Annotated in this window: 20 protein-coding genes and 1 rRNA gene; 18 read left to right on the forward strand and 3 right to left on the reverse strand. The window is 42.2% G+C overall.

The window, feature by feature from the left end:
• The first annotated feature begins 480 nt into the window (after window positions 1-480).
• The 12 genes from ubiG (at window position 481) to EC846_RS18535 (ending at window position 11,475) form a co-directional block, all read left to right on the forward strand.
• Window positions 481-1,194 (forward strand): bifunctional 2-polyprenyl-6-hydroxyphenol methylase/3-demethylubiquinol 3-O-methyltransferase UbiG, encoded by a 714-nt coding sequence (gene ubiG / locus EC846_RS18120; RefSeq protein WP_004773410.1) that lies wholly within the window; start codon window positions 481-483, stop codon window positions 1,192-1,194.
• Entirely contained in the window at window positions 1,191-1,892 is a 702-nt protein-coding gene (locus EC846_RS18125; protein WP_171410055.1) for an HAD family hydrolase, read from the forward strand. Before ubiG ends, EC846_RS18125 begins: the two co-directional genes overlap by 4 nt.
• A 30-nt stretch (window positions 1,893-1,922) precedes the next feature.
• Window positions 1,923-2,669: a YciK family oxidoreductase gene (locus EC846_RS18130; protein WP_004773414.1), complete on the forward strand. Its 747-nt coding sequence runs from the start codon at window positions 1,923-1,925 to the stop codon at window positions 2,667-2,669.
• Window positions 2,670-2,850: 181 nt separating this feature from the next.
• Complete coding sequence (locus EC846_RS18135) at window positions 2,851-3,234, forward strand: RcnB family protein (RefSeq protein WP_004773416.1); 384 nt, start codon at window positions 2,851-2,853, stop codon at window positions 3,232-3,234.
• Window positions 3,235-3,346: 112 nt separating this feature from the next.
• A complete protein-coding gene (gene argA / locus EC846_RS18140; RefSeq protein WP_004773417.1) occupies window positions 3,347-4,708 on the forward strand; it encodes an amino-acid N-acetyltransferase in 1,362 nt (453 codons plus the stop codon).
• A gap of 306 nt (window positions 4,709-5,014) precedes the next feature.
• Complete coding sequence (locus tag EC846_RS18145; protein ID WP_123775989.1) at window positions 5,015-6,007, forward strand: sulfonate ABC transporter substrate-binding protein; 993 nt, start codon at window positions 5,015-5,017, stop codon at window positions 6,005-6,007.
• Window positions 6,008-6,019: 12 nt separating this feature from the next.
• Window positions 6,020-7,006 carry an aliphatic sulfonate ABC transporter substrate-binding protein gene (locus tag EC846_RS18150; RefSeq protein WP_123775990.1) on the forward strand — a complete coding sequence of 329 codons (987 nt, stop codon included), beginning with the start codon at window positions 6,020-6,022 and terminating at the stop codon, window positions 7,004-7,006.
• A 32-nt stretch (window positions 7,007-7,038) separates the two neighbouring features.
• Window positions 7,039-8,214, forward strand: a complete 1,176-nt coding sequence (gene ssuD, locus EC846_RS18155; protein WP_004773423.1) for an FMNH2-dependent alkanesulfonate monooxygenase — start codon at window positions 7,039-7,041, stop codon at window positions 8,212-8,214.
• Complete coding sequence (gene ssuC / locus EC846_RS18160; RefSeq protein ID WP_005255857.1) at window positions 8,211-9,014, forward strand: aliphatic sulfonate ABC transporter permease SsuC; 804 nt, start codon at window positions 8,211-8,213, stop codon at window positions 9,012-9,014. Before ssuD ends, ssuC begins: the two co-directional genes overlap by 4 nt.
• 13 nt (window positions 9,015-9,027) lie before the next feature.
• Window positions 9,028-9,828, forward strand: a complete 801-nt coding sequence (locus EC846_RS18165; protein WP_123775991.1) for an ATP-binding cassette domain-containing protein — start codon at window positions 9,028-9,030, stop codon at window positions 9,826-9,828.
• A gap of 242 nt (window positions 9,829-10,070) precedes the next feature.
• Complete coding sequence (locus tag EC846_RS18170; RefSeq protein WP_123775992.1) at window positions 10,071-10,682, forward strand: TetR/AcrR family transcriptional regulator; 612 nt, start codon at window positions 10,071-10,073, stop codon at window positions 10,680-10,682.
• Between the two features lie 364 nt (window positions 10,683-11,046).
• The gene (locus tag EC846_RS18535; RefSeq protein ID WP_228200692.1) at window positions 11,047-11,475 is read left to right on the forward strand and encodes a hypothetical protein; all 429 of its coding nucleotides are present in this window, start codon (window positions 11,047-11,049) and stop codon (window positions 11,473-11,475) included.
• Window positions 11,476-11,592: 117 nt separating this feature from the next.
• Here EC846_RS18535 and EC846_RS18180 read toward each other — a convergent pair whose 3' ends face one another.
• Window positions 11,593-12,159, reverse strand: coding sequence for a 5'-nucleosidase (locus tag EC846_RS18180; protein ID WP_123775993.1), 567 nt, complete (start codon window positions 12,157-12,159; stop codon window positions 11,593-11,595).
• A 62-nt stretch (window positions 12,160-12,221) separates the two neighbouring features.
• Window positions 12,222-13,355, reverse strand: a complete 1,134-nt coding sequence (locus EC846_RS18185; RefSeq protein WP_123775994.1) for a TDT family transporter — start codon at window positions 13,353-13,355, stop codon at window positions 12,222-12,224.
• Window positions 13,356-13,562: 207 nt separating this feature from the next.
• Between EC846_RS18185 and ribF the strand changes: the two genes are divergently transcribed.
• The 6 genes from ribF to EC846_RS18215 all read left to right on the forward strand — a co-directional run bounded on the left by ribF (window position 13,563) and on the right by EC846_RS18215 (window position 20,002).
• A complete protein-coding gene (gene ribF / locus EC846_RS18190; RefSeq protein ID WP_123775995.1) occupies window positions 13,563-14,564 on the forward strand; it encodes a riboflavin biosynthesis protein RibF in 1,002 nt (333 codons plus the stop codon).
• A gap of 62 nt (window positions 14,565-14,626) precedes the next feature.
• Window positions 14,627-17,464, forward strand: coding sequence for an isoleucine--tRNA ligase (gene ileS, locus EC846_RS18195; RefSeq protein ID WP_123775996.1), 2,838 nt, complete (start codon window positions 14,627-14,629; stop codon window positions 17,462-17,464).
• A gap of 4 nt (window positions 17,465-17,468) precedes the next feature.
• Entirely contained in the window at window positions 17,469-17,999 is a 531-nt protein-coding gene (gene lspA, locus EC846_RS18200) for a signal peptidase II (RefSeq protein WP_171067036.1), read from the forward strand.
• A gap of 1 nt (window position 18,000) precedes the next feature.
• The gene (locus tag EC846_RS18205) at window positions 18,001-18,483 is read left to right on the forward strand and encodes an FKBP-type peptidyl-prolyl cis-trans isomerase (RefSeq protein WP_005228218.1); all 483 of its coding nucleotides are present in this window, start codon (window positions 18,001-18,003) and stop codon (window positions 18,481-18,483) included.
• A gap of 105 nt (window positions 18,484-18,588) precedes the next feature.
• The gene (locus EC846_RS18210; RefSeq protein WP_123775997.1) at window positions 18,589-19,131 is read left to right on the forward strand and encodes an NADPH-dependent FMN reductase; all 543 of its coding nucleotides are present in this window, start codon (window positions 18,589-18,591) and stop codon (window positions 19,129-19,131) included.
• 325 nt (window positions 19,132-19,456) lie between these two features.
• Window positions 19,457-20,002, forward strand: coding sequence for a type 1 glutamine amidotransferase domain-containing protein (locus EC846_RS18215; protein ID WP_123775998.1), 546 nt, complete (start codon window positions 19,457-19,459; stop codon window positions 20,000-20,002).
• Window positions 20,003-20,074: 72 nt separating this feature from the next.
• Here the strand turns inward: EC846_RS18215 and rrf are convergent.
• A 5S ribosomal RNA gene (gene rrf / locus EC846_RS18220) occupies window positions 20,075-20,189 on the reverse strand.
• Between the last annotated feature and the right edge of the window lie 192 nt (window positions 20,190-20,381).

A 20,381-nucleotide genomic window follows, 5' to 3' on the forward strand; every position in this document is an offset into this window, starting at 1 on the left:
TCCTCTAAGCATTTTTCGTAAGTTTATATGCTTAATATAAAACAAACACGAGCAATTCGTTTTGCTTCTGTGAAGTTTTTTATTGGATTTATCGCTTTTTTTGCCAGAATCGCTACACTAGACTAAATTCAGACTCAAAATATTATCTGAAATTAGATACTCGATATCGTCATCTGCAACCTGAGCGAACCAAAGCGTTTAAAGCTTTGGGTTAGCGCAAGACAAACAAAGTGCGTAGTTTGTTGCTCAAGCATAGCTTTCACCTTACGGTACGGCAAAGATTATTAATCTTTGCTATTCGTCCCTCAGGTTTTGCAGATGACAATGGTTTTGCCTACTTTTCCCGAAAGAAAAGTAAGTCGAACCGAAGGTCTATCCTGAAATAAGATGAAAACTCGGCAAGACTCTGCTTAGTTTAATGTTTTAACTAAGGATTCGATCATCATTACAACTCCATAAAATATTGATAGAGGCTCTTCCATGTCGCAATTGAATGTTGACCCGCAAGAAATCGCAAAATTTGAAGCATTGGCTGCCAAATGGTGGGATCAACATTCTGAATTCCGCCCGTTGCATCAAATCAACCCTTTACGCTTAAACTGGGTAGATGAACGTGTTGGCGGTCTGGCTGGCAAGAAAGTACTTGATGTTGGCTGTGGTGGCGGAATTCTGGCAGAAAGCATGGCGCGTCGTGGTGCGGATGTACTCGGCATTGATATGGGCGAAGCGCCACTTGCTGTGGCACGTTTGCATGCACAGCAGGACAATGTTGAAAATATTGAATACCGTCAGATTCCAGTTGAGCAACTGGCACAAGAACAGGCAGGTCAATATGATGTCGTGACCTGTATGGAAATGATGGAACATGTACCTGATCCTGCTTCAATCGTCAAAGCCTGTCAGGCTTTGGTTAAGCCAGGCGGTCATGTGTTCTTCTCGACGATTAACCGTAATCCAAAATCTTATTTATTTGCCATTATCGGCGCTGAATACGTACTTCGCTTATTGCCAAAAGGAACGCATGACTATCATAAATTCATTCGTCCTTCAGAAATGGCACACGATATCCGCAATGCAGGACTTAGCCTGAAAGAAATGACAGGTTTACATTACAACCCGATCACCAAACATTACTGGTTAGCGCCAAATGTTGATGTGAATTACATGGTTCATACGACAAATACAGGTGCATGATGAAAGCTGTTTTATTTGATCTTGATGGTACGTTGATCGATACCGCTGCAGACTTTATCCGTATCATTCAACAAATGTGCCGTGATGAACAACGTCCTGTCATAGATGCTGCAGCAATTCGCACTCAGGTGTCTGAAGGCGCACGTGCCATGGTGAAACTGGTTTATCCAGAATTAGAGATCACCGATGAGGTTTTCCTCGCACATCGTCAGCGCTTTTTAGATACCTATGGTGCCAATATCGTTGTGGATACCGAACTGTTTGAAGGCATGTATCCTTTACTGGAAGAACTCGAAGCACATCAAATTCCGTGGGGTATTGTGACTAATAAACCTCGAGGTTTAAGTGAGCTGCTGCTCGCAGCATTAAACCTGACAGAGCGTTGTGCAGTCTTGGTTTGCCCGGAAGATGTCAGCAAAACCAAACCCGATCCAGAACCAATGTATCTCGCTGCACAAAAGCTCAATCTTGATGCCAAAGACATCATTTATGTGGGCGATCATCCACGTGATATCGATGCAGGTCGCAATGCAGATATGTATACCATTCTGGCAGCCTATGGTTATTTACCCGTAGAATCACGTGATGATCTGGCGGCATGGCAGGCAGATGCCATTATTCACACCATCCCCGAATTACACCAACTGCTCAAACAGAAAATCACTGTTTTGTCAGAAAATCAGGGTATGATGGGTTAAATATTGATGATAAAAACAGGAGGCATAACAATGAAATATTCAGAATATCAACCTCGTCCAGATTTGCTGAAAGACCGTATTATCCTGATCACCGGTGCTGGTGATGGTATTGGACGTGCTGCTGCTATGAGTTATGCCCTTCATGGTGCAACCGTTGTACTACACGGTCGTACCTTGAATAAACTTGAAGTGATTTATGACGAAATTGAAGGTTTGGGTGCACCTCAACCTGCAATTCTACCTTTGCAGCTTTCAACCGCTTCAACGCATGACTACGAGCTTCTGGTCAATACGCTTGAACAGCAATTTGGTCGTCTTGATGGCATCTTGCATAACGCAGGCATGCTGGGTGATCGTGTTGAACTGGCAGAATATCCAGTCGATGTCTGGGATGATGTCATGGCAGTCAATTTACGTGCGCCTTTTGCCCTGACTCAAGCTTTATTGCCGTTGTTAGAGAAATCTGAACACGCCTCTGTGGTATTCACCAGCTCAAGTGTCGGCCGCGAAGCACGTGCATTGTGGGGCGCTTATTCAGTGTCTAAAGTTGCAACTGAAGCCATGAGCAAAATCTTTGCCGCAGAAAATACTTATCCAAATATTCGTTTTAACTGCATCAATCCAGGTGGCACACGTACAGCGATGCGTGCCAAGGCCTATCCGGAGGAAGATCCAAAAGTACTTCCAACCCCAGATAGCATTATGCCAGCCTACCTGTACCTGATGGGTGACGATAGTCTGGAGATGAATGGCCAAAGTATTGATGCTCAAGCTTAATTCACACATTAAAATAATTCTAAATAACATTGGACACTGACGTTAAAACTGCTTTTTTCAGAGAAATGAGCGAAGAATCTTCATGTTTTTAATGGAACAATGAATTGATCTTCACAGTTTCTCTGCATTTTTAACGTACAGTAGTTCACATGAGAGACATCCGAAGTCAATAAGGTGCATCATGAAAAAATTTTTCATTATCTTGGTTTTAGGTTCGACGACCCTGTTCAGTAGCATGGGGAGTTTTGCAGGTCCGCATGATCGTGACGAAGACTCGCGTGGTGGCGGCTGGCAAAATGGTCGTGGCTTTGATCGTCCAGATGGTGAAAATCGTCAACGTGAACGCCGTATGCGCGAAGAACGTGGTGTGGAGCGTCTAAAGCAACATCGCTGGCAGGCAGGTTATGTCATGCCACAACATTATCGTGGTAATGGTTATAAAGTCGATTACAAAGACAATAACCTTCCTCGACCGAGCCGTAACGAACAATGGTACAAGATCAACAACGACTATATTTTAGTCAACTCAGAGGATAACAGTATTATTCGTATCATGGGCTTCTAAGCACTTTTTAAAAGGCGAATGATATTAAAGTTGGGTTGTTGTTTTCAGAATAGATTTATCTTTTCATTTTTTTCGTTAAAATCAGATCAATTGGTACATCTCTGAGATTCACATGGCGACCCAAATGACTGAAACTTTACATAGTACAACACAAGATTATGTACATTGGTTTCGCCATTCCGCACCTTATATTAATGCCCATCGTGATAAAACCTTTATCCTGATGTTTGCAGGCGAAGCAGTTCAACACGAAAATTTCCAACATATTATTCATGATATTGCCTTGTTGCACTCGCTGGGCATCCGCTTGATTCTCGTTTACGGCGCACGTCCGCAAATCAATCAGAATCTGCTCGAACGTCATATTGAGACTCCGTTTCACCAAAACCATCGCATTACCACACGTGAGTCTTTACGTGGCGTCATGAATGCTGTGGGTTCGATCCGTTTAGAAATTGAAGCCCTGCTGTCTATGGGATTGGCCAATTCACCGATGTATGGTGCTCGCATTGATGTGGTGTCTGGTAATTTTGTGACTGCCAAACCTTATGGTATTCGTGATGGGATCGACTTCCAGCTCACTGGTGAAGTCCGTTCTGTAGATACCGATGCCATTCAACGCCATCTCGATAATCACAACATCGTCCTGCTCGGACCCACGGGCTATTCAACCACTGGGGAAGTCTTTAATTTACTGGCAGAAGAAGTTGCGACCAAAACGGCTATTGCTTTAAAAGCGGATAAGCTGATTTTCCTAGGCGAAAAGCAAGGCCTGATGAATAAACAGCAGCAGCTATTACGTGAATTAAATCCGCATCAACTAGAACCGTATATTCAACAAAACCAACAACAATATCCAGAATTTGCCTTACATCTCAAACAGGCTCAACAAGCGTCCTTGTCAGGCGTACATCGCGTACATCTGATTTCTTATGCCTATGACGGCGCACTGATTGAAGAACTGTTCACCCGTGATGGTGTCGGCACCTTGATTACCGATGCCCACTATGAAGAAGTCCGTATTGCCAATATCAATGACGTTGGTGGCTTGATCAATCTGTTACGCCCGCTCGAACAGGAAGGCATTCTGGTTTATCGCTCACGCGAACGCCTTGAAAGTGAAATTGAACATTTTGCGGTGATTGAGCGTGACGGTATGATTCTGGCTTGTGCAGCACTGTACCCAATTCCTGCGGAAACTAATGAAATCCGTTCTGCTGAAATTGCCTGTGTGGCTGTCGATGCCAGTTATCGTAAATCAAATCGCGGTAGCCAGATTTTGCAATTCCTTGAAAGCAAAGCCAAGCAACAAGGAATACAACAGCTCTTCGTACTCACCACCCGAACCGCTCACTGGTTTCTGGAACAAGGCTTTAGCCCTGCCAGTGTGGATGATTTACCCAATGCCCGCCAAGAGTTATATAACTATCAGCGTAATTCACTGGTCTTTAAGAAAACCTTGCCTGCAAAATAAGGCCGTTGGAGATATTTTTATTTTTGATAAGAATATCTCCTTATCATCATGATCTCTGCTTAAGACAATTTCGATAAAAATTTGAACAAACATTAAAATATCTAAAATTTAATTAAAAAACATAATCTTAATGAAAAACAAATCACTTTCTCTTATTCAATCTACAGATAAGATTATTCGTTCTTCTATTTTGCACTTTTCATCATAAGCAAAGCCTGATTAGTTATTTTTTATGCAATAAAAAAAGTTTTAGCTTAGTTGCTCATCTTATTTAAATCTTTTGATTTTTCGGGGAGCACAACCAACATGGCTGTTTCAATCAATCGCTCATGGGCAACATCTACTCTCATTGCGGCAAGTCTTGCCAGTCTAATGGGTGTGACAGGCTGTGCAAAAAAACCTGAGCAGCAAGGTACAACAAAACAAGAAACCACAACATTAAATATCGGCTTTCAAAAGTATGGCATCTTGCCGATCGTCAAAGCAAAAGGTGAATTAGAAAAAACCCTTGCTGCTCAAGGTGTACAAGTTAAATGGGTCGAATTTCCCGCTGGCCCGCAATTATTAGAAGGCTTGAATGTTGGCAGCGTGGTATTGGGTGAGGCTGGTGAAGCCCCACCTATCTTTGCGCAAGCCGCCAATCCGAATCTGATCTATGTTGCCAACCAGCCACCTGCACCAAGCGCAGAAGCCTTGATTGTACAAAAAGACTCTCCGATTCAATCCGTTCAGGATTTAAAAGGTAAACGCATTGCCCTGAATAAAGGCTCTAACGTGCACTACCTGTTACTCAAGTTGCTAGAAGAAAATAATCTCACCTTAAATGATATCCAGCCTGTTTATTTGCCACCTTCAGATGCACGCGCTGCATTTGAAAAAGGTGCTGTCGATGCATGGGTGATCTGGGATCCATTCTTGGCTGCGGCTGAACATCAGATTCATGCACGTGTCATTGCCAATGGTGAGCATCTTGTAAGTAACCATCAATTCTATCTATCTGATCGCCAGTTCGCTGAAAGTCATCCGCAGGTGTTAAATACGGTAGTGGCAACACTCAATCAAACAACGGACTGGGTGAAGGCCCATCCTGATGATGCTGCAAAATTATTAGAAAAACCGACTGCACTTGAATTCGACATTTTAAAAACGTCAATTTCACGTATGGGCTTTGGAGTTCAACCTATTTCTGAAAAGGTCGCCAAAGAACAGCAATATGTAGCTGATGCATTTTTTGCCCAGAAACTGATTCCAAAGCAGCTTGTGATCCAAGATGCCTTATTGAAGAACGAAGTTAAATAATTGAGGATCACCATGAAGTTGTTATCTAAAGTTTCTGTTCTGGGTGTACTGATCTCTACATTTTCGCTGAGTGGTTGCCAGAAACCCGAACAGCATACGGAGAAAGCAACTTCAACAACTGAAAATACAGCCGTAAAAACACTCTCGATCGGTTTCCAGAAATCTTCTCTCAGTTTGTTGGTTGCCAAACAACAAAAGCTATTTGAGCAAGAATTTCCGAATGCCAAAATTGAATGGCGTGAATTCCCTGCGGGCCCACAGATGCTTGAAGCACTTGCAGTCGGGGCAGTTGATTTTGGTTATGTCGGCAATACGCCACCGATCTTTGCTCAGGCTGCGGCTAAACCATTGAGCTATGTAGCTTATGAAGTGGTTGCACCGACGGGACAGGCTGTTTTGGTACATGCCAACGATAAAATCAGTACCTTGCAAGATTTAAAGGGCAAACGTATCGCGGTACAAAAAGGCTCAAGTGCACACGAATTGTTGGCTAAAACCCTGCAAAAAGCGGGTCTATCCTGGCAAGACATTCAGCCTATCTGGTTACCGCCTGCCGATGCACGTGCAGCATTTGACAAACAGGCTGTCGATGCATGGGCCATTTGGGAACCCTACCTAGGTACAGCCGAACTTCAAGGTCATACCAAAACCTTGGTAGATGGCTCTGCTTTTCCAACCACGTATTCTTTTTATATTGGTAATCCTGACTATATTAAAAAGCATCCTGATTCTGCGCCAAAGCTCATCAAAAGCATCAACCTTGCTGATCAATGGATCGTGCAACATCAAGATCAGGCGCTACAGATTTACGCACAAAGTACTGGCTTGAGCCTTCCCGTAGCGCAACGTGTTTTAGACAAACGTCCAAAACCATCACCTGTACACATCCTCACACCAGAGGTCGTACAGAGTCAGCAACAAATCGCCGATTTATTTAAACAAGAGCAGCTTATCCCTGTGCATATTGATATTCAGCATAGTGTCTGGTCTGCCCAATAAACATTGATTTCATTTTTATAAGGAACATCGACATGAATATTTTCTGGTTTATTCCCACTCATGGTGACAGTCGTTATCTAGGCACCAGCAAGGGTGCTCGTCAGGTCGATCATGCTTATATGAAACAAATTGCCGTTGCCGTGGATAATCTCGGTTATGCAGGGGTTCTGATTCCGACAGGTCGCTCTTGTGAAGATCCGTGGATTACTGCTGCCAGTCTGATTGATGCCACCAAACAACTTAAATTCCTTGTCGCATTGCGTCCCGGCATTACCACTCCAGCACTTGCTGCACGTATGGCTGCTACTTTTGACCGACTTTCCAATGGCCGTATTTTGCTCAACCTGGTAACGGGTGGTGATGAACAGGAATTAAAGGGTGATGGTCTATATGAAGATCACAGTACCCGATACCAGACAGCCTCTGAATATGTGAAAATCTGGCGTGAAATTCTGACTCGCTCACATACTGGTGAATCATTTACATTTCACGGCGAACGCCTCAGTGTCGATGACGCCAAACTGCTCTACCCACCTGTACAGCAACCTTATCCCCCACTGTGGTTTGGTGGTTCATCAGAAGCGGCAACCGAATTGGCGGCAGAACAGGTCGATACTTATTTGACTTGGGGCGAGCCACCTGCTGCGGTAAAAGAAAAAGTTGAACATTTACGTGCCAAAGCAGCGGCCAAAGGTCGTACGCTCAATTATGGTATCCGCTTACATGTGATTGTCCGTGAAACCAACGAGCAGGCTTGGGCGGCGGCAGATGAGCTGATTCAATATCTGGATGATGCCACCATTGCCGCGGCGCAGAAAAAATTTGCTCAAATGGATTCAGTCGGTCAACAGCGTATGGCTGCACTTCACGGCGGACGTAAAGACCAACTTGAAGTCTCTCCAAACTTATGGGCAGGCATTGGCCTTGTGCGTGGCGGTGCAGGAACCGCCTTGGTCGGCGATCCTGAAACTGTCGCGGCACGTATTCAGGAATATGCTGATTTAGGTATTGATACCTTTATTTTCTCAGGTTATCCGCATCTGGAAGAATCCATTCGTTTTGCTGAACTGGTGTTCCCATTATTACCACTTAAAACCCGAGAGAAACTGGCGCAACCACATTTAACAGGCCCATTTGGTGAAATCATTGCCAATAACTATGTGCCTGAAGTCAAGGAACCTAAAACCTTGGCTAAGGAGACTGCATGAGCACCAAAGTCTCCGTCAATAATGTTTCACGTGGAACACAAAAAATAGGCAGAAGTTTATTGCCTTGGTTATTTCCAATTTTACTGATTCTGATTTGGCAAGCTGCCTCAAGCGCAGGTTTACTACAAAATCGGGTGTTACCAGCCCCAACTGCTGTGGTGAGTGCTTTCTGGCACTTACTGCTCAGTGGAGAACTTTGGCTGCATGTTAAAGTCAGTGCTGGCCGTGCCCTACTTGGTTTACTCATTGGTGGGGGTTTGGGACTGATTTTAGGTCTATTAAATGGCTCATCACGGATTGCTTCAACCCTGCTCGATACCACATTGCAAATGATCCGTAATATCCCTGCATTGGCGCTGATTCCATTGGTCATTTTATGGTTCGGTATTGATGAAACTGCCAAACTGTTTCTGGTTGCTGTGGGTGTGTTTTTCCCGATCTATATCAATACCTATCACGGCATTCGTTCTGTCGATCCTCAACTGATTGAAATGGGTAAAAGCTACGGGCTAAGCCGTTGGCAGCTCTATAAAGAAATTATTTTACCGGGTGCAATGCCTTCCATTTTAGTCGGCCTACGTTTCTCTTTAGGGCTGGTCTGGGTACTTTTGATTGTGGCTGAAACGATCTCTGCACAATCAGGAATTGGTTATATGACCATGAATGCACGCGAATTTTTACAGACCGATATCGTTCTGGTCGGTATTTTACTCTACGCACTGCTGGGCAAATTAGCAGATGTATTGGCTCAAGGTTTAGAACGTTATTTATTACGCTGGCATGCAGGCTACCAGAAATAAAAGGGAGATAAAGATGAGTAATTTAAATCTAAATTTCTATGACAATAATCTGGTTCAACCTGTCACTGAACCAGAAACAGCTCAGGCACCTGCCAATGGCGCAGATATTCTGATTGAGCAATTGTATAAGTTTTATGGTGAGGTCAAGGTTCTCGAAGATCTTGATCTGCATATTCAGGCAGGTGAATTTATTGCCGTTGTCGGACGCAGTGGCTGTGGTAAAAGTACCCTGCTCCGTCTCATTGCCCAACTTGAAAAAGCCAGTTATGGTGAAATCAAATTCCAGTCTGCACGCCATTTTCGTGAAGGCATCACCAATGCAGACATTCGGGTAATGTTTCAGGATCCTCGCCTGTTGCCGTGGAAAAGTGTTCTGCAAAATGTTCAACTCGGTCTACCAAAAGACCAGCACCAACTCGCAGCGACCTTACTGGAGAAAGTCGGTTTAAAAGAAAAGGCGTCGCAATGGCCTGCACAGCTTTCAGGCGGGCAACGTCAGCGTGCGGCACTGGCTCGCGCCCTCTCGCATTCACCACGTATTTTACTTTTGGATGAGCCTTTAGGTGCCTTAGATGCCCTGACCCGTTTGGAAATGCAAAACCTGATTGAACGCCTTTGGAAAGAACAAGGCTTTACCGCAATTCTGGTCACACATGATGTGAGTGAAGCAGTCCAGTTGGCTGATCGAATTATTCTTTTAGATCAAGGTCATATCGCACATAGTTTTCAGGTGAATCTGCCTCGTCCACGTAAAAAGAGTATTGCTTTTGCACAACTCGAACAGCAAGTCCTTGATGCGGTTTTAGCGACCTAAAACCGCATTATTTTTTCTAAAAAATGTGTCAAATCATCAAAAATACCAATTCAAATGGATGACCAGCATATGAATTATTTACAAAATATGTATGGCCGTTTTTAGATTTCAATAATTATCAAATACATCCCCAACATTGGCCTGAAAAGTATATTTTTTTCGATAAAAAAATTGTGTTACTGTGCACAAATCCGACAATTTATCTTACAATGTCAATGACATTTTTTGAATCAAGCTCGCAGATGGAACAGAAAAAAAGTACACAAAAGCGCAATCAACTGCTGAATGCTGCCCTAGATGTTTTTTCCGTCTATGGGTTTAGTGGCGCAAGTCTGGATGAGATTGCACAGCTCGCAAATATGCATAAATCCAATATTTTCTACTACTATGAAAATAAAGAGTCACTGTATGTCGAAGTGCTCACCACCGTTCTGCAAAAATGGCTGGCGCCTTTACAGACATTGGAGTCAGAACTTGAACCCACAGAAGCACTCACGCATTATTTAATTCAAAAAATCGAAAGCTCACGTGACCAGCCAAAAGCCTCACGTTTATTTGCACTTGAGATCATTCAAGGTGCACCACATATTTTGCCGATCTTAAAAGGCCCTTTGAAAAAGCTGTTTAAACGTAAAGCTAAAGTCATTCAAACCTGGCAAGAACAAGGCAAATTGTCGGCAGAGATTGATCCAGAACTTTTAATTCTGAATATCTGGGCCATTACACAGAATTACGCGGACTTCTCAACCCAGATTGAAATGGTCACAGGGAAAACCTTACGTAATCGTAGTATGTTTCAACGTACAATCGAACATACTGTACATGTGATGTTATACGGCGTATTGCCACGTTAAATTTTCTTCACACGCTTTACCTTAGCGATTCAAATACAAGAAAAAAAGCGACTAACAAAGTCGCTTTTTAAGTGTTAAATGGTTAAGGTGATTATTCAACTGAACTAATCAAAAATGTGGAACATTGATTAAGAAACATAAGTGGAACGTGAATAATCACAAAAAAGCCGTTCCAGTACGCTTAAGCCTGAAACGGTATTAACTAAGATATTAGTGCTAAATATAAATTTTTAAGTATTTCTTATAACACGTGTTATGTTAATTTTAGGAAAACCCAGTTACTCAATATGAAAAAATTAGACTTCCAAATAAGTAAGATAACAGAAGTAAAAATCCTATTTACTATGGAGATCATCTTTTACATTTGTATATTCATACTGAACAAGCAAGCTATATTCAATTTTTTTGCTTGAATTTGTTTTACTACGTAGACAATATTAATGAGTTACTTGCATGTATTCTTAATCAACAAACAAGGGAAGATTATTCATTTAGAAAATGGATTGTTAATACAGAGTTTAAAGAAATATCTATACAAGAATTAGTAATACAAACTAATAGTCTAATAAATCAATTAGATATGGTTTTGAATGAATCTCAAGCGAGCTTAGGTGCCAAATTATTGAAAGAATACTTATGTACTTTAAATTTTGAAAATACTACAAATAGTTATGAAATCTTAGGTCATCCTAATGTTATTCCAAATAGTCCCGATGAAGGAGGTCCAAACTATCAATTTTTTTGGGAAAACATGGGAAATTTTTACTTTTTACACATTCATTTAGAATCATAATTTACTTCATTTAACAGAAGGCTCACCATACAATTAAAATATATAAATTTATTTATTTTCATAAATTTATAAATAAAAAATCCCATCCATGCACACTACAGCATTAGATCTTTGCATTTAAAAATGCGCCTGATACAACGCCAATAATTTTTGTGCGCCGAGCAACAGATTCTCTTCCCAATCCAGATGAGCCGTATCGTTTGCACCATCAGTAATATATTTGACTGAAATCAAGCGTACCCCGAGCTTTTGACACACTTTAGCTAAGGCGTAGGCTTCCATATCCACCAAATTACAGCCCACTTTGGGCAAACCAGTTTCAAACGAATCACCCGTACCACAAATTCCTTTTGGTAAAGACTTAAAATGCGGCTGCGTGTAAATTTCAGCAGGAATATCATCATCCATTGGCGTCACACCCACAGCAAAACCAAGCGGTGAGACATCCATATCACGCTGCACAAAAGTCGTGACTTCAACCAGACTATGTGCATCAAAGTGAGAACTTCCAGCACTGCCTAAATTTATGAGGGTTTTACAGCCCGTTTTTTGAATGACCTCAAAGGCTTTAAATGTTGCATTAATTTTGCCAATTCCACTGTAATGAACGTCAATACCAGCTTGTTCAAACAAACCTTTAGATTCATTCGGCAAAGCCATAATCAGGGCAACATCAGCATTCATAAAAAGACTCGTTCAAATCAAAATAGAGACACAAAAAAGGTGTGCTTACACACACCTTGATATTATTGCATCTTCTGCTGCAAGGCGACTAAACAAGGAGAGAAAAATAACTGGCCGCTATACGCCCCTGCCACCGTTTTCTTCATGACCAATGCCCATAACCCAACCAACAACAGACTTAAAACCACAGCCGTATACTGTAAGAAACCGATGTGTAGTTGATGCGCCAGATTAAAAATTGCCAGAATAAATACGCCGAACGGGAAAGTGAGTCCCCACCAACCCAAGTTAAAGGGAATTCCTGTGCGGGCATGGCGCAGTGTGGTCAAAATCGCAATACCGAACCACCACACACCAAAGCCTAATAACACCAAGCTCGCCACGATTCCCAAAGCAGGCAACAAGGTAGCCAAGCCTTCAAAACCCATCGCTTGCATGATCCGTGGTGCTTGCTCACCGAGTAATAATAACGCTAACGCCCCTGTCCCAATCGGGCCCAAGCATAGCCAGCTAGAAATCGCGACTTCTTTCTCGGGCAATTGGTGCAAAGCAAGACGTAACATCAAAATCGTTAAGATCGCAAATGCAGGTAACACAGAAATTCCCCACAACACATAGCCTGTGATCAAAATCGTCAAGGCATGTTGATCGGCTGCTAAATGATGCAACAAAAGACCTGCTGAGCTGGCAGCAACTTCACATGCCACAATCGGCAGCAGCCATACGGCGGTCATGCGTTGTAATTGATGATCCTGACAGCTAAACATGCAAAATGGCACCACCCAAGCAATTACAACGGCAAGAATTACATCGATGTACCAAAGGTAAGTCGCAATCTGTATGGCAATATCACCATATAAATGTGTCCCGAAACTGAGAAAACCATTGGCAATTGTTGCTAAACCCATTGGTATCGCACCCAAAAACAGACTCATATTGGGATGGCTAAAAATCTGTTTCGCTTCATTTGGAAACAAGATCCAGCGCAAGGCATACAGCACAGTAAAAGTTGTAAATAACAGAATATTGAATTGCCACAATTTAGTCGCAAGTGTGAACATAAGAGACGAAGCAAAAGGAAGCTGTGTTAAAATCATAGCCACAACACCTGTGCCCATGGTGGCAGTAAACCAGTTCGGGGTAAAATGACGAATCACATCTTTCGTCTGTTCCAGCTGATAAAACGGCTTTTTCATCTCGATCTCTATGTAAAGCGACTATAAAGCAATTTTAATTGAGCTTTTAAATAAGAAAAATTGATTTATTTTTATTTAATGAATCAATTTTATTGATATAAAACTTCTAAATCCTGAAATTTTTCTGTGTAAAAACACAACAACAAGACGAAACGCTGAGAATATGGCAATATATAGCCTTTGCAAAAATCACTGTATTTAACGCCCATGAAGTTGCTTCGTCTCAACGCATTATCGCCAGATTTTCAGTTACCTCCGACTGCGGTAACGATCGGCAATTTTGATGGTGTCCATCTCGGCCATCAAGCGATGATTGCTCAACTCAAAACGTTGGATTCTGCTCAAGGCTTAAAAACATTGGTGATGATTTTTGAGCCACAACCACTTGAATTTTTTAAAGGTTATGATGCTCCACCACGCATTAGCTCATTACGTGAAAAAGTAGAATATTTAACTGAGCTTGGTGTTGATTACATTGCGGTCGCGAAGTTCGATCAATATTTCAGAAGCTTAAATGCCACTGAATTTGCAGATTTACTCAAATTAAAACTCAATGCACAAAGTCTCGTTCTTGGAGATGACTTCCATTTTGGCAAAGATCGTCAAGGCAACAGCGAATTTCTACGCAACTATGGCTTTGATGTTACCAATTTAAATACCATCGCCTTGAATGGTGAACGGGTGAGTTCAACCCGTATTCGTCAGGTCCTACAAGCAGGTGATCTGGCTTTAGCTGCAAAATTACTAGGTCGCCCGTATAGCATCACTGGCCGTGTCCAGTATGGCGATCAAATTGGTCGCACCCTTGATTTTCCAACGATTAATGTTCGTTTAAACCGTCATAAACCGTGCTTAAACGGGATTTATGCGGTCGAAGTAGTGTGTGAAAATGCTTCTCTTACAGCAAAAATAAAACATACAGATCCTGCTCTTAATGGCATCTCTGGCTATCAAGCCGACAGTTTATTTGGTGCAGGTCATGTGGGGACACGCCCAGCCATCAAACAAGTCCAACCTGAATGGCGGTTAGAGGTACATTTCCCCGATGTTTCTGCTAATCTGTATGGCTTATTGATGCGGGTAACCTTCCTTCACTATTTACATGGTGAGCTGAATTACCCTTCGCTTGAAGCCCTCAAAGCCGGAATTAATGATGATGTGCAAAAGTTACGAGATTATCGTAGTAGCACATCAGAATTTCCTTTTTAAATTTAATTTTCATTTGTAATACATGTCAGTTTACAAACTGATCAAACTGGAAGAAAACTTGCATGAGCGATAAGCAAACTCCTGAAAATGCAGTGGATTATAAAGCCACACTCAATTTGCCAGCGACTGAATTTGCCATGAAGGCAAACTTGGCTGTGCGTGAAGCCAAATGGTTAGAAGAGTGGTATGCCGACAACATTTATCAGCAGATTCGTGCATCGCGTATTGGCAAGAAAAAATATGTACTTCATGACGGCCCTCCGTATGCCAATGGTCAAATCCATTTAGGTCATGCTGTTAATAAGGTCTTAAAAGACATCATTATCAAAAGCCGCGTTTTAGATGGCTTTGACGCACCGTATGTGCCAGGTTGGGACTGTCACGGTCTACCAATCGAACTTAAAGTCGAAGAAAAAGTCGGTAAAGTTGGCGTCAAAGTTGATGCATCTACCTTCCGTAAAGCATGCCGTGAATATGCATACACTCAAGTCGAATTACAGAAAAAAGACTTTGTACGTATGGGCGTGTTTGGTGACTGGGACAATCCATACCTCACCATGAACTTCAAACAAGAAGCAGATATCGTACGTGCACTCGGTGCTATTGCCAAAGCAGGTCATATTGAGCCAGGTTTAAAACCAGTAAACTGGTGTATGGACTGTGGTTCTTCTCTGGCTGAAGCTGAAGTTGAATACGAAGATAAAAAATCAGATGCCATTGATGTCGGCTTCACCGTGGTTGATCTGAAAGATCTCAGCACACGTTTGAATGTAGATGTTAAAGATGCGACTGATATCGTGATCTGGACCACGACACCGTGGACTTTGCCTGCAAACCAAGCCGTAGCGTTGCATGCTGAAATCGATTATCAACTGGTACAGGTTACGACTGACCGTGGTACGCAAAACTTTATTCTTGCCAAAGATCTGGTGGAATCAGCAATCGAGCGTTATAAGCTTGAAAACCCAGTTGTACTTGCTGATTTCAAAGGTGCTGCAATCGAAAATCTTCTTTTGCAACATCCGCTTTTAACTGATCGTCAAGTGCCTGTGATTTTAGGCGAGCACGTGATTGCAACCAGTGGTACAGGTGCAGTACATACCGCTCCAGGCCACGGTGTAGACGACTATAAAGTTGGTTTGCTCTATCAATTGAAAGTTGAAAATCCTGTAGGCGGCAATGGTGTTTATTTACCAACTGCGCCAATTTTTGCAGGTGAGCACATCTATAAAGCCAACCCACAAATCATTGAAGCATTGGGTGCAGTAGGACGTTTATGGGCGCATCAGCCAATCAAACATAGCTATCCGCATTGCTGGCGTCATAAAACACCAATTATCTTCCGTGCGACACCACAATGGTTTATCAGCATGGATGCCAATGGTCTACGCCAAAATGCATTAAACGCGATTGAAAATGACATCGAATTTGTGCCTGATTGGGGTCAAAGCCGTATTCAATCCATGATTGAAGGTCGCCCTGACTGGTGTATCTCACGTCAACGTACATGGGGTGTGCCAATCCCATTCTTCGTTCATAAAGATACCAATGAATTGCATCCTCGTACGCCTGAACTGATTGAAGAAGTGGCTAAGCTGATCGAGCAAGAAGGGATCGATGGCTGGTATAACCGTGAAGCAAGTGACTTCATTGGTGCAGATGCCGAGAACTACAATGCAATCCGTGACACGCTTGATGTCTGGTTTGACTCTGGCACAACACACTATGCTGTGTTACGTGAACGTGAAGACCTGCAAGATCCTGCTGATTTGTACCTTGAAGGTTCAGATCAACACCGTGGCTGGTTCCAGTCTTCATTGCTGACATCAATTGCAATCAATGAACGTGCGCCATATAAAGGCTTGCTCACCCACGGTTTCGTGGTCGATGAGAAAGGCCGTAAAATGTCTAAATCATTAGGTAATATCATTACCCCACAAGACATTATTAAAGATATGGGTGCAGATGGTTTACGCTTCTGGATCGCTTCTGCGGACTACCGTTATGAAATGACGGCTGGTAAAGAAATCTTTAGCCGTGCTTCAGATGGTTACCGTCGTATCCGTAACACCTTACGTTTCTTGCTGGCCAACCTGAATGGCTTCAAACCATCAACAGATGCGCTGCCAGTGGACCAGTTGATTGCATTGGATCAATACATCTTGCAACGTGCTGCTGAGGTTCAAAAAACCATTCAGCAAGCCTATGAAGAGATGAACTTCCATATTGTCACCAATGCCCTCACCAACTTCTGTATCAACGATTTGGGCGGTTTCTATCTCGACATCATCAAAGATCGTCAATACACCACCAAGGCAGATTCACAGGCACGTCATTCTGCACAAACAGCGCTGTACCATATCGTTCAAGCCTTTGTGCGCTGGATGGCGCCAATTCTAAGCTTTACAGCGCAAGAAGCATGGCCATTAATTCCAGAACAAACTGAAAAATATGTGTTTACCGCTGAATGGTATGACATTCCAACCGCATCAACAGCAAATTTACTGTCTGAAGCAGATTGGCAAACATTGATTAGCGTAAAATCAGCAGTAAATAAACAGATTGAAGCAGCACGTAACGCTAAACTGATTGGCAGTAACTTATCTGCAAAAGTTGAACTTTGGGCAGATGAAGCATTACAGAAATTGTTGAACCAATTGGCTGATGAATTACGCTTTGTCTTGATCACCTCTCAAGTCATTGTGCATCCTTATGCTGAACAAGGTGAAAGCACTGACCTTGCAGGGTTACGTGTCCAAGTTTCAGCTGCGGATGGTGAAAAATGTGTACGCTGCTGGCATGTGCTACCAGATGTAAATACACACGTTGGTCATGCTGGTTTATGCGCTCGTTGTATTATCAATGTCACTGGCAGTGGCGAAGTGAGAAAATATGCATAATTCTGTGCAAACAAGCCCCGCAAAAAAAGGCTTATTCCAGTTTTACCCGCACAACTTAATGTGGCTTGGACTTTCTGTCCTTGCCATTGTGCTGGATCAATGGACCAAATGGATTGCAAGTTCGCATTTAAATTATGCTGATCCTGTTCCAGTTCTGCCTTTTTTAAACTGGACATTACTTCACAATCATGGCGCAGCATTTAGCTTTTTATCTGATGCGGGTGGCTGGCAACGTTATCTTTTTACGTCTCTAGCAGGCATTGTGTCGGTTATTTTTGTGTTCTGGCTCATGCGCATGCCAAAGAAAATGATCGTTTTGCCTATGGCGATTGCGTTGATTCTCGGTGGAGCAATTGGCAACCTGATTGACCGTGTCAGCTTGGGTTATGTGGTCGATTTTATCCATGTCTATTACCAGAACAGCCATTTCCCAGCATTTAACCTTGCAGATAGTGCCATTACTTTGGGAACGATCTTGCTGCTGATCGATACTTTCTTCTTAGAGAAGAAACGTAACCAAAATGCGGATGTATAAGATGAACGAAATTATCCACCCAAACGAAGAGATTCGTATTCAGGACGGCTCAAAAGTCGACTTACACTTTTCAGTTTCAATCGAAAATGGTGTTGAAATTGATAATACGCGTAGTCGTGAAGAGCCCGTAAGTCTGGTCATTGGCGATGGTAATCTGTTACCAGGCTTTGAAAAGGCTTTATTTGGTTTACGTGCAGGCGATCGTCGTACTGTACATTTACCACCTGAAGATGCTTTTGGGCCTTGGAATGCTGAAAATATCCAGATCTTCGATACAGTTAAATTTGAACAACGTCCAATCGTTGGTCATATGATTGAATTTGAAGATAAAGCCAAAGCAACCTTATTTGGAATTGTAAAATCGGTTAATGATGACACCACTGAAATCGATTTTAATCATCCACTGGCAGGCAAAAATATTACCTTTGAAGTGGAAATCTTTAAGGTCACCCCTGCTGGACAGCAAGGCATTAAATTGATGTAACACAAAAGCTCTCAAATGAGAGCTTTTTTTAACCCTGAATAAAAGTATAAGATCATTAAAAGACATTCATTTTGATTCAAAGCAATAATACAGAGGAATACAAATATGCTCATTTATATTATCGTCGGTAGCATCCGTGAAGGCCGAACTGCAATTAAAATCGCTAATTGGGTCAACCAAGCCATTAATGAACTTTCATTAGCTGATATTCAAACAGAAATTGTCGATCTAAAAGAATGGGCATTACCTATATTTGCAGGCGCTCATCCGCCAGCGACAGGCGTTTACGACCAACCTAAGCAACAACAATGGGCTGATAAAATTACGGCTGCCAATGCATTTATCTTTATTAGTCCTGAATATAATCATGGCTACAGCCCAGCACTCAAAAATGCATTGGATTACGTGGCGAAGGAATGGCAAGGTAAGCCTGCTGCTTATGTAGGCTATGGTGCAACCAATGGCTCTCGCTCAATTGATCAACTCCGTCAGGTCGCGACCTATATCGGCTTGGTAGACAGCAATGCTGTTCTTGAAATCCGTGATATTTTTAAACGTAATAAAGAAGAAACGTTTGAAGCCAATGAGTTTGAGGCCAAAGGCTTGGCTGCACTTATCAGCAAATTGCAGAAATATAATATTGTGTAGATGTAAGCCTAAGCGTACATAGACAAGCTACTTTCACCTCTATTCTCTACTCTGCTTTATCTTTAATATACAAAACATAGAGAGACAGGAAGTCTCATTGAGAATAATAAAACACACAGGAAGTGGTCGTTAATAGGATATCAACGACATAAGCTGAATACGAAGAAGCCCCGTCAGGATGATGGGGCTTCTTTTTTGCCTATTTAAAGCATGTAACAGAACTTGACTTCGTATCCCGCAAGATACAATCTGCCCCAGAAAGCCCTACATTTTTCATGTTTTTAGCTTGTTACCCTAAAATAAAAATGAGTTTGAGGTCGTAACAATGGTTAAAAAAGCATTGATCATCACATCAAATGTAGGTGTTGAACATGATGAATTGATTCAACCACTTGAGTTTTTAAAAGGAAAAGGCATTGAAGTCATTCATGCTGCAGAAACATTTGACGCTGTGCAAACGGTGAAAAGTGATAAGGCATTAGGGTCAAGTTACTCCCCACAAGCCTCTTTAGATCAGGTTTCTGTAGAAGACTACGATATTTTGATTATTCCAGGTGGTACGGTAAATGCCGATACATTGCGCCTAAATGAAAACGCGCATGCCATCATTCAATATTTCACTGATCAGAACAAGCCTATTGCTGCAATCTGTCATGCACCTTGGGCACTGATAAATGCAGAACGGATTAAGGATAAAAATCTGACTTCCTATAAAAGTATTCGTTTAGATCTAGAAAATGCAGGTGCACACTGGGTAGATGAAGCCGTACATCGTTGTAATACCAATGACTGGCCTCTCATTACCTCACGGTGTCCAGATGATATCCCGCAGTTTAATGAAGCTATTTTGAAAGAACTGAATCAAGAATAAAACTTCCAATCTTATTTTTCTACGCAATAAAAAACACCCCTAACCGTCAGGTTAGGGGTGTTTAGATTTAAAAGCTGGCGATGACTTACTCTCACATGGCAAGTGCCACACTACCATCAGCGCTAAGAGGTTTCACTTCTGAGTTCGGGAAGGGATCAGGTGGTTCACTCTTGCTATTGTCGCCAGCAAACTGTTGTGGTGCTTTCGGGTCTTAATCACGATGTATTCATCGTATGCCTTACTTACGGTCCAAAGAGTTATTAACGGATTAGTTAATTGAGTCGGTATTGTAACTAGTTTCTACACTAAATCAAGTTATGTATTGAATTTATCTTGAATACAACAACTGTTTGGGTGTTGTATAGTCAAGCCTCACGAG

This window comes from Acinetobacter sp. BIGb0102, from assembly GCF_003815055.1.
GTDB lineage: Bacteria > Pseudomonadota > Gammaproteobacteria > Pseudomonadales > Moraxellaceae > Acinetobacter > Acinetobacter vivianii.

Excerpts from the sequence above, each read along its gene's own strand:
- ubiG (WP_004773410.1), top strand. The coding sequence starts at position 481 with ATGTCGCAATTGAATGTTGACCCGCAAGAAATCGCAAAATTTGAAGCA.
- EC846_RS18125 (WP_171410055.1), top strand. The coding sequence starts at position 1,191 with ATGATGAAAGCTGTTTTATTTGATCTTGATGGTACGTTGATCGATACC.
- EC846_RS18130 (WP_004773414.1), top strand. The coding sequence starts at position 1,923 with ATGAAATATTCAGAATATCAACCTCGTCCAGATTTGCTGAAAGACCGT.
- EC846_RS18135 (WP_004773416.1), top strand. The coding sequence starts at position 2,851 with ATGAAAAAATTTTTCATTATCTTGGTTTTAGGTTCGACGACCCTGTTC.
- argA (WP_004773417.1), top strand. The coding sequence starts at position 3,347 with ATGGCGACCCAAATGACTGAAACTTTACATAGTACAACACAAGATTAT.
- EC846_RS18145 (WP_123775989.1), top strand. The coding sequence starts at position 5,015 with ATGGCTGTTTCAATCAATCGCTCATGGGCAACATCTACTCTCATTGCG.
- EC846_RS18150 (WP_123775990.1), top strand. The coding sequence starts at position 6,020 with ATGAAGTTGTTATCTAAAGTTTCTGTTCTGGGTGTACTGATCTCTACA.
- ssuD (WP_004773423.1), top strand. The coding sequence starts at position 7,039 with ATGAATATTTTCTGGTTTATTCCCACTCATGGTGACAGTCGTTATCTA.
- ssuC (WP_005255857.1), top strand. The coding sequence starts at position 8,211 with ATGAGCACCAAAGTCTCCGTCAATAATGTTTCACGTGGAACACAAAAA.
- EC846_RS18165 (WP_123775991.1), top strand. The coding sequence starts at position 9,028 with ATGAGTAATTTAAATCTAAATTTCTATGACAATAATCTGGTTCAACCT.
- EC846_RS18170 (WP_123775992.1), top strand. The coding sequence starts at position 10,071 with ATGGAACAGAAAAAAAGTACACAAAAGCGCAATCAACTGCTGAATGCT.
- EC846_RS18180 (WP_123775993.1), bottom strand. The coding sequence starts at position 12,159 with ATGAATGCTGATGTTGCCCTGATTATGGCTTTGCCGAATGAATCTAAA.
- EC846_RS18185 (WP_123775994.1), bottom strand. The coding sequence starts at position 13,355 with ATGAAAAAGCCGTTTTATCAGCTGGAACAGACGAAAGATGTGATTCGT.
- ribF (WP_123775995.1), top strand. The coding sequence starts at position 13,563 with ATGAAGTTGCTTCGTCTCAACGCATTATCGCCAGATTTTCAGTTACCT.
- ileS (WP_123775996.1), top strand. The coding sequence starts at position 14,627 with ATGAGCGATAAGCAAACTCCTGAAAATGCAGTGGATTATAAAGCCACA.
- EC846_RS18205 (WP_005228218.1), top strand. The coding sequence starts at position 18,001 with ATGAACGAAATTATCCACCCAAACGAAGAGATTCGTATTCAGGACGGC.
- EC846_RS18210 (WP_123775997.1), top strand. The coding sequence starts at position 18,589 with ATGCTCATTTATATTATCGTCGGTAGCATCCGTGAAGGCCGAACTGCA.
- EC846_RS18215 (WP_123775998.1), top strand. The coding sequence starts at position 19,457 with ATGGTTAAAAAAGCATTGATCATCACATCAAATGTAGGTGTTGAACAT.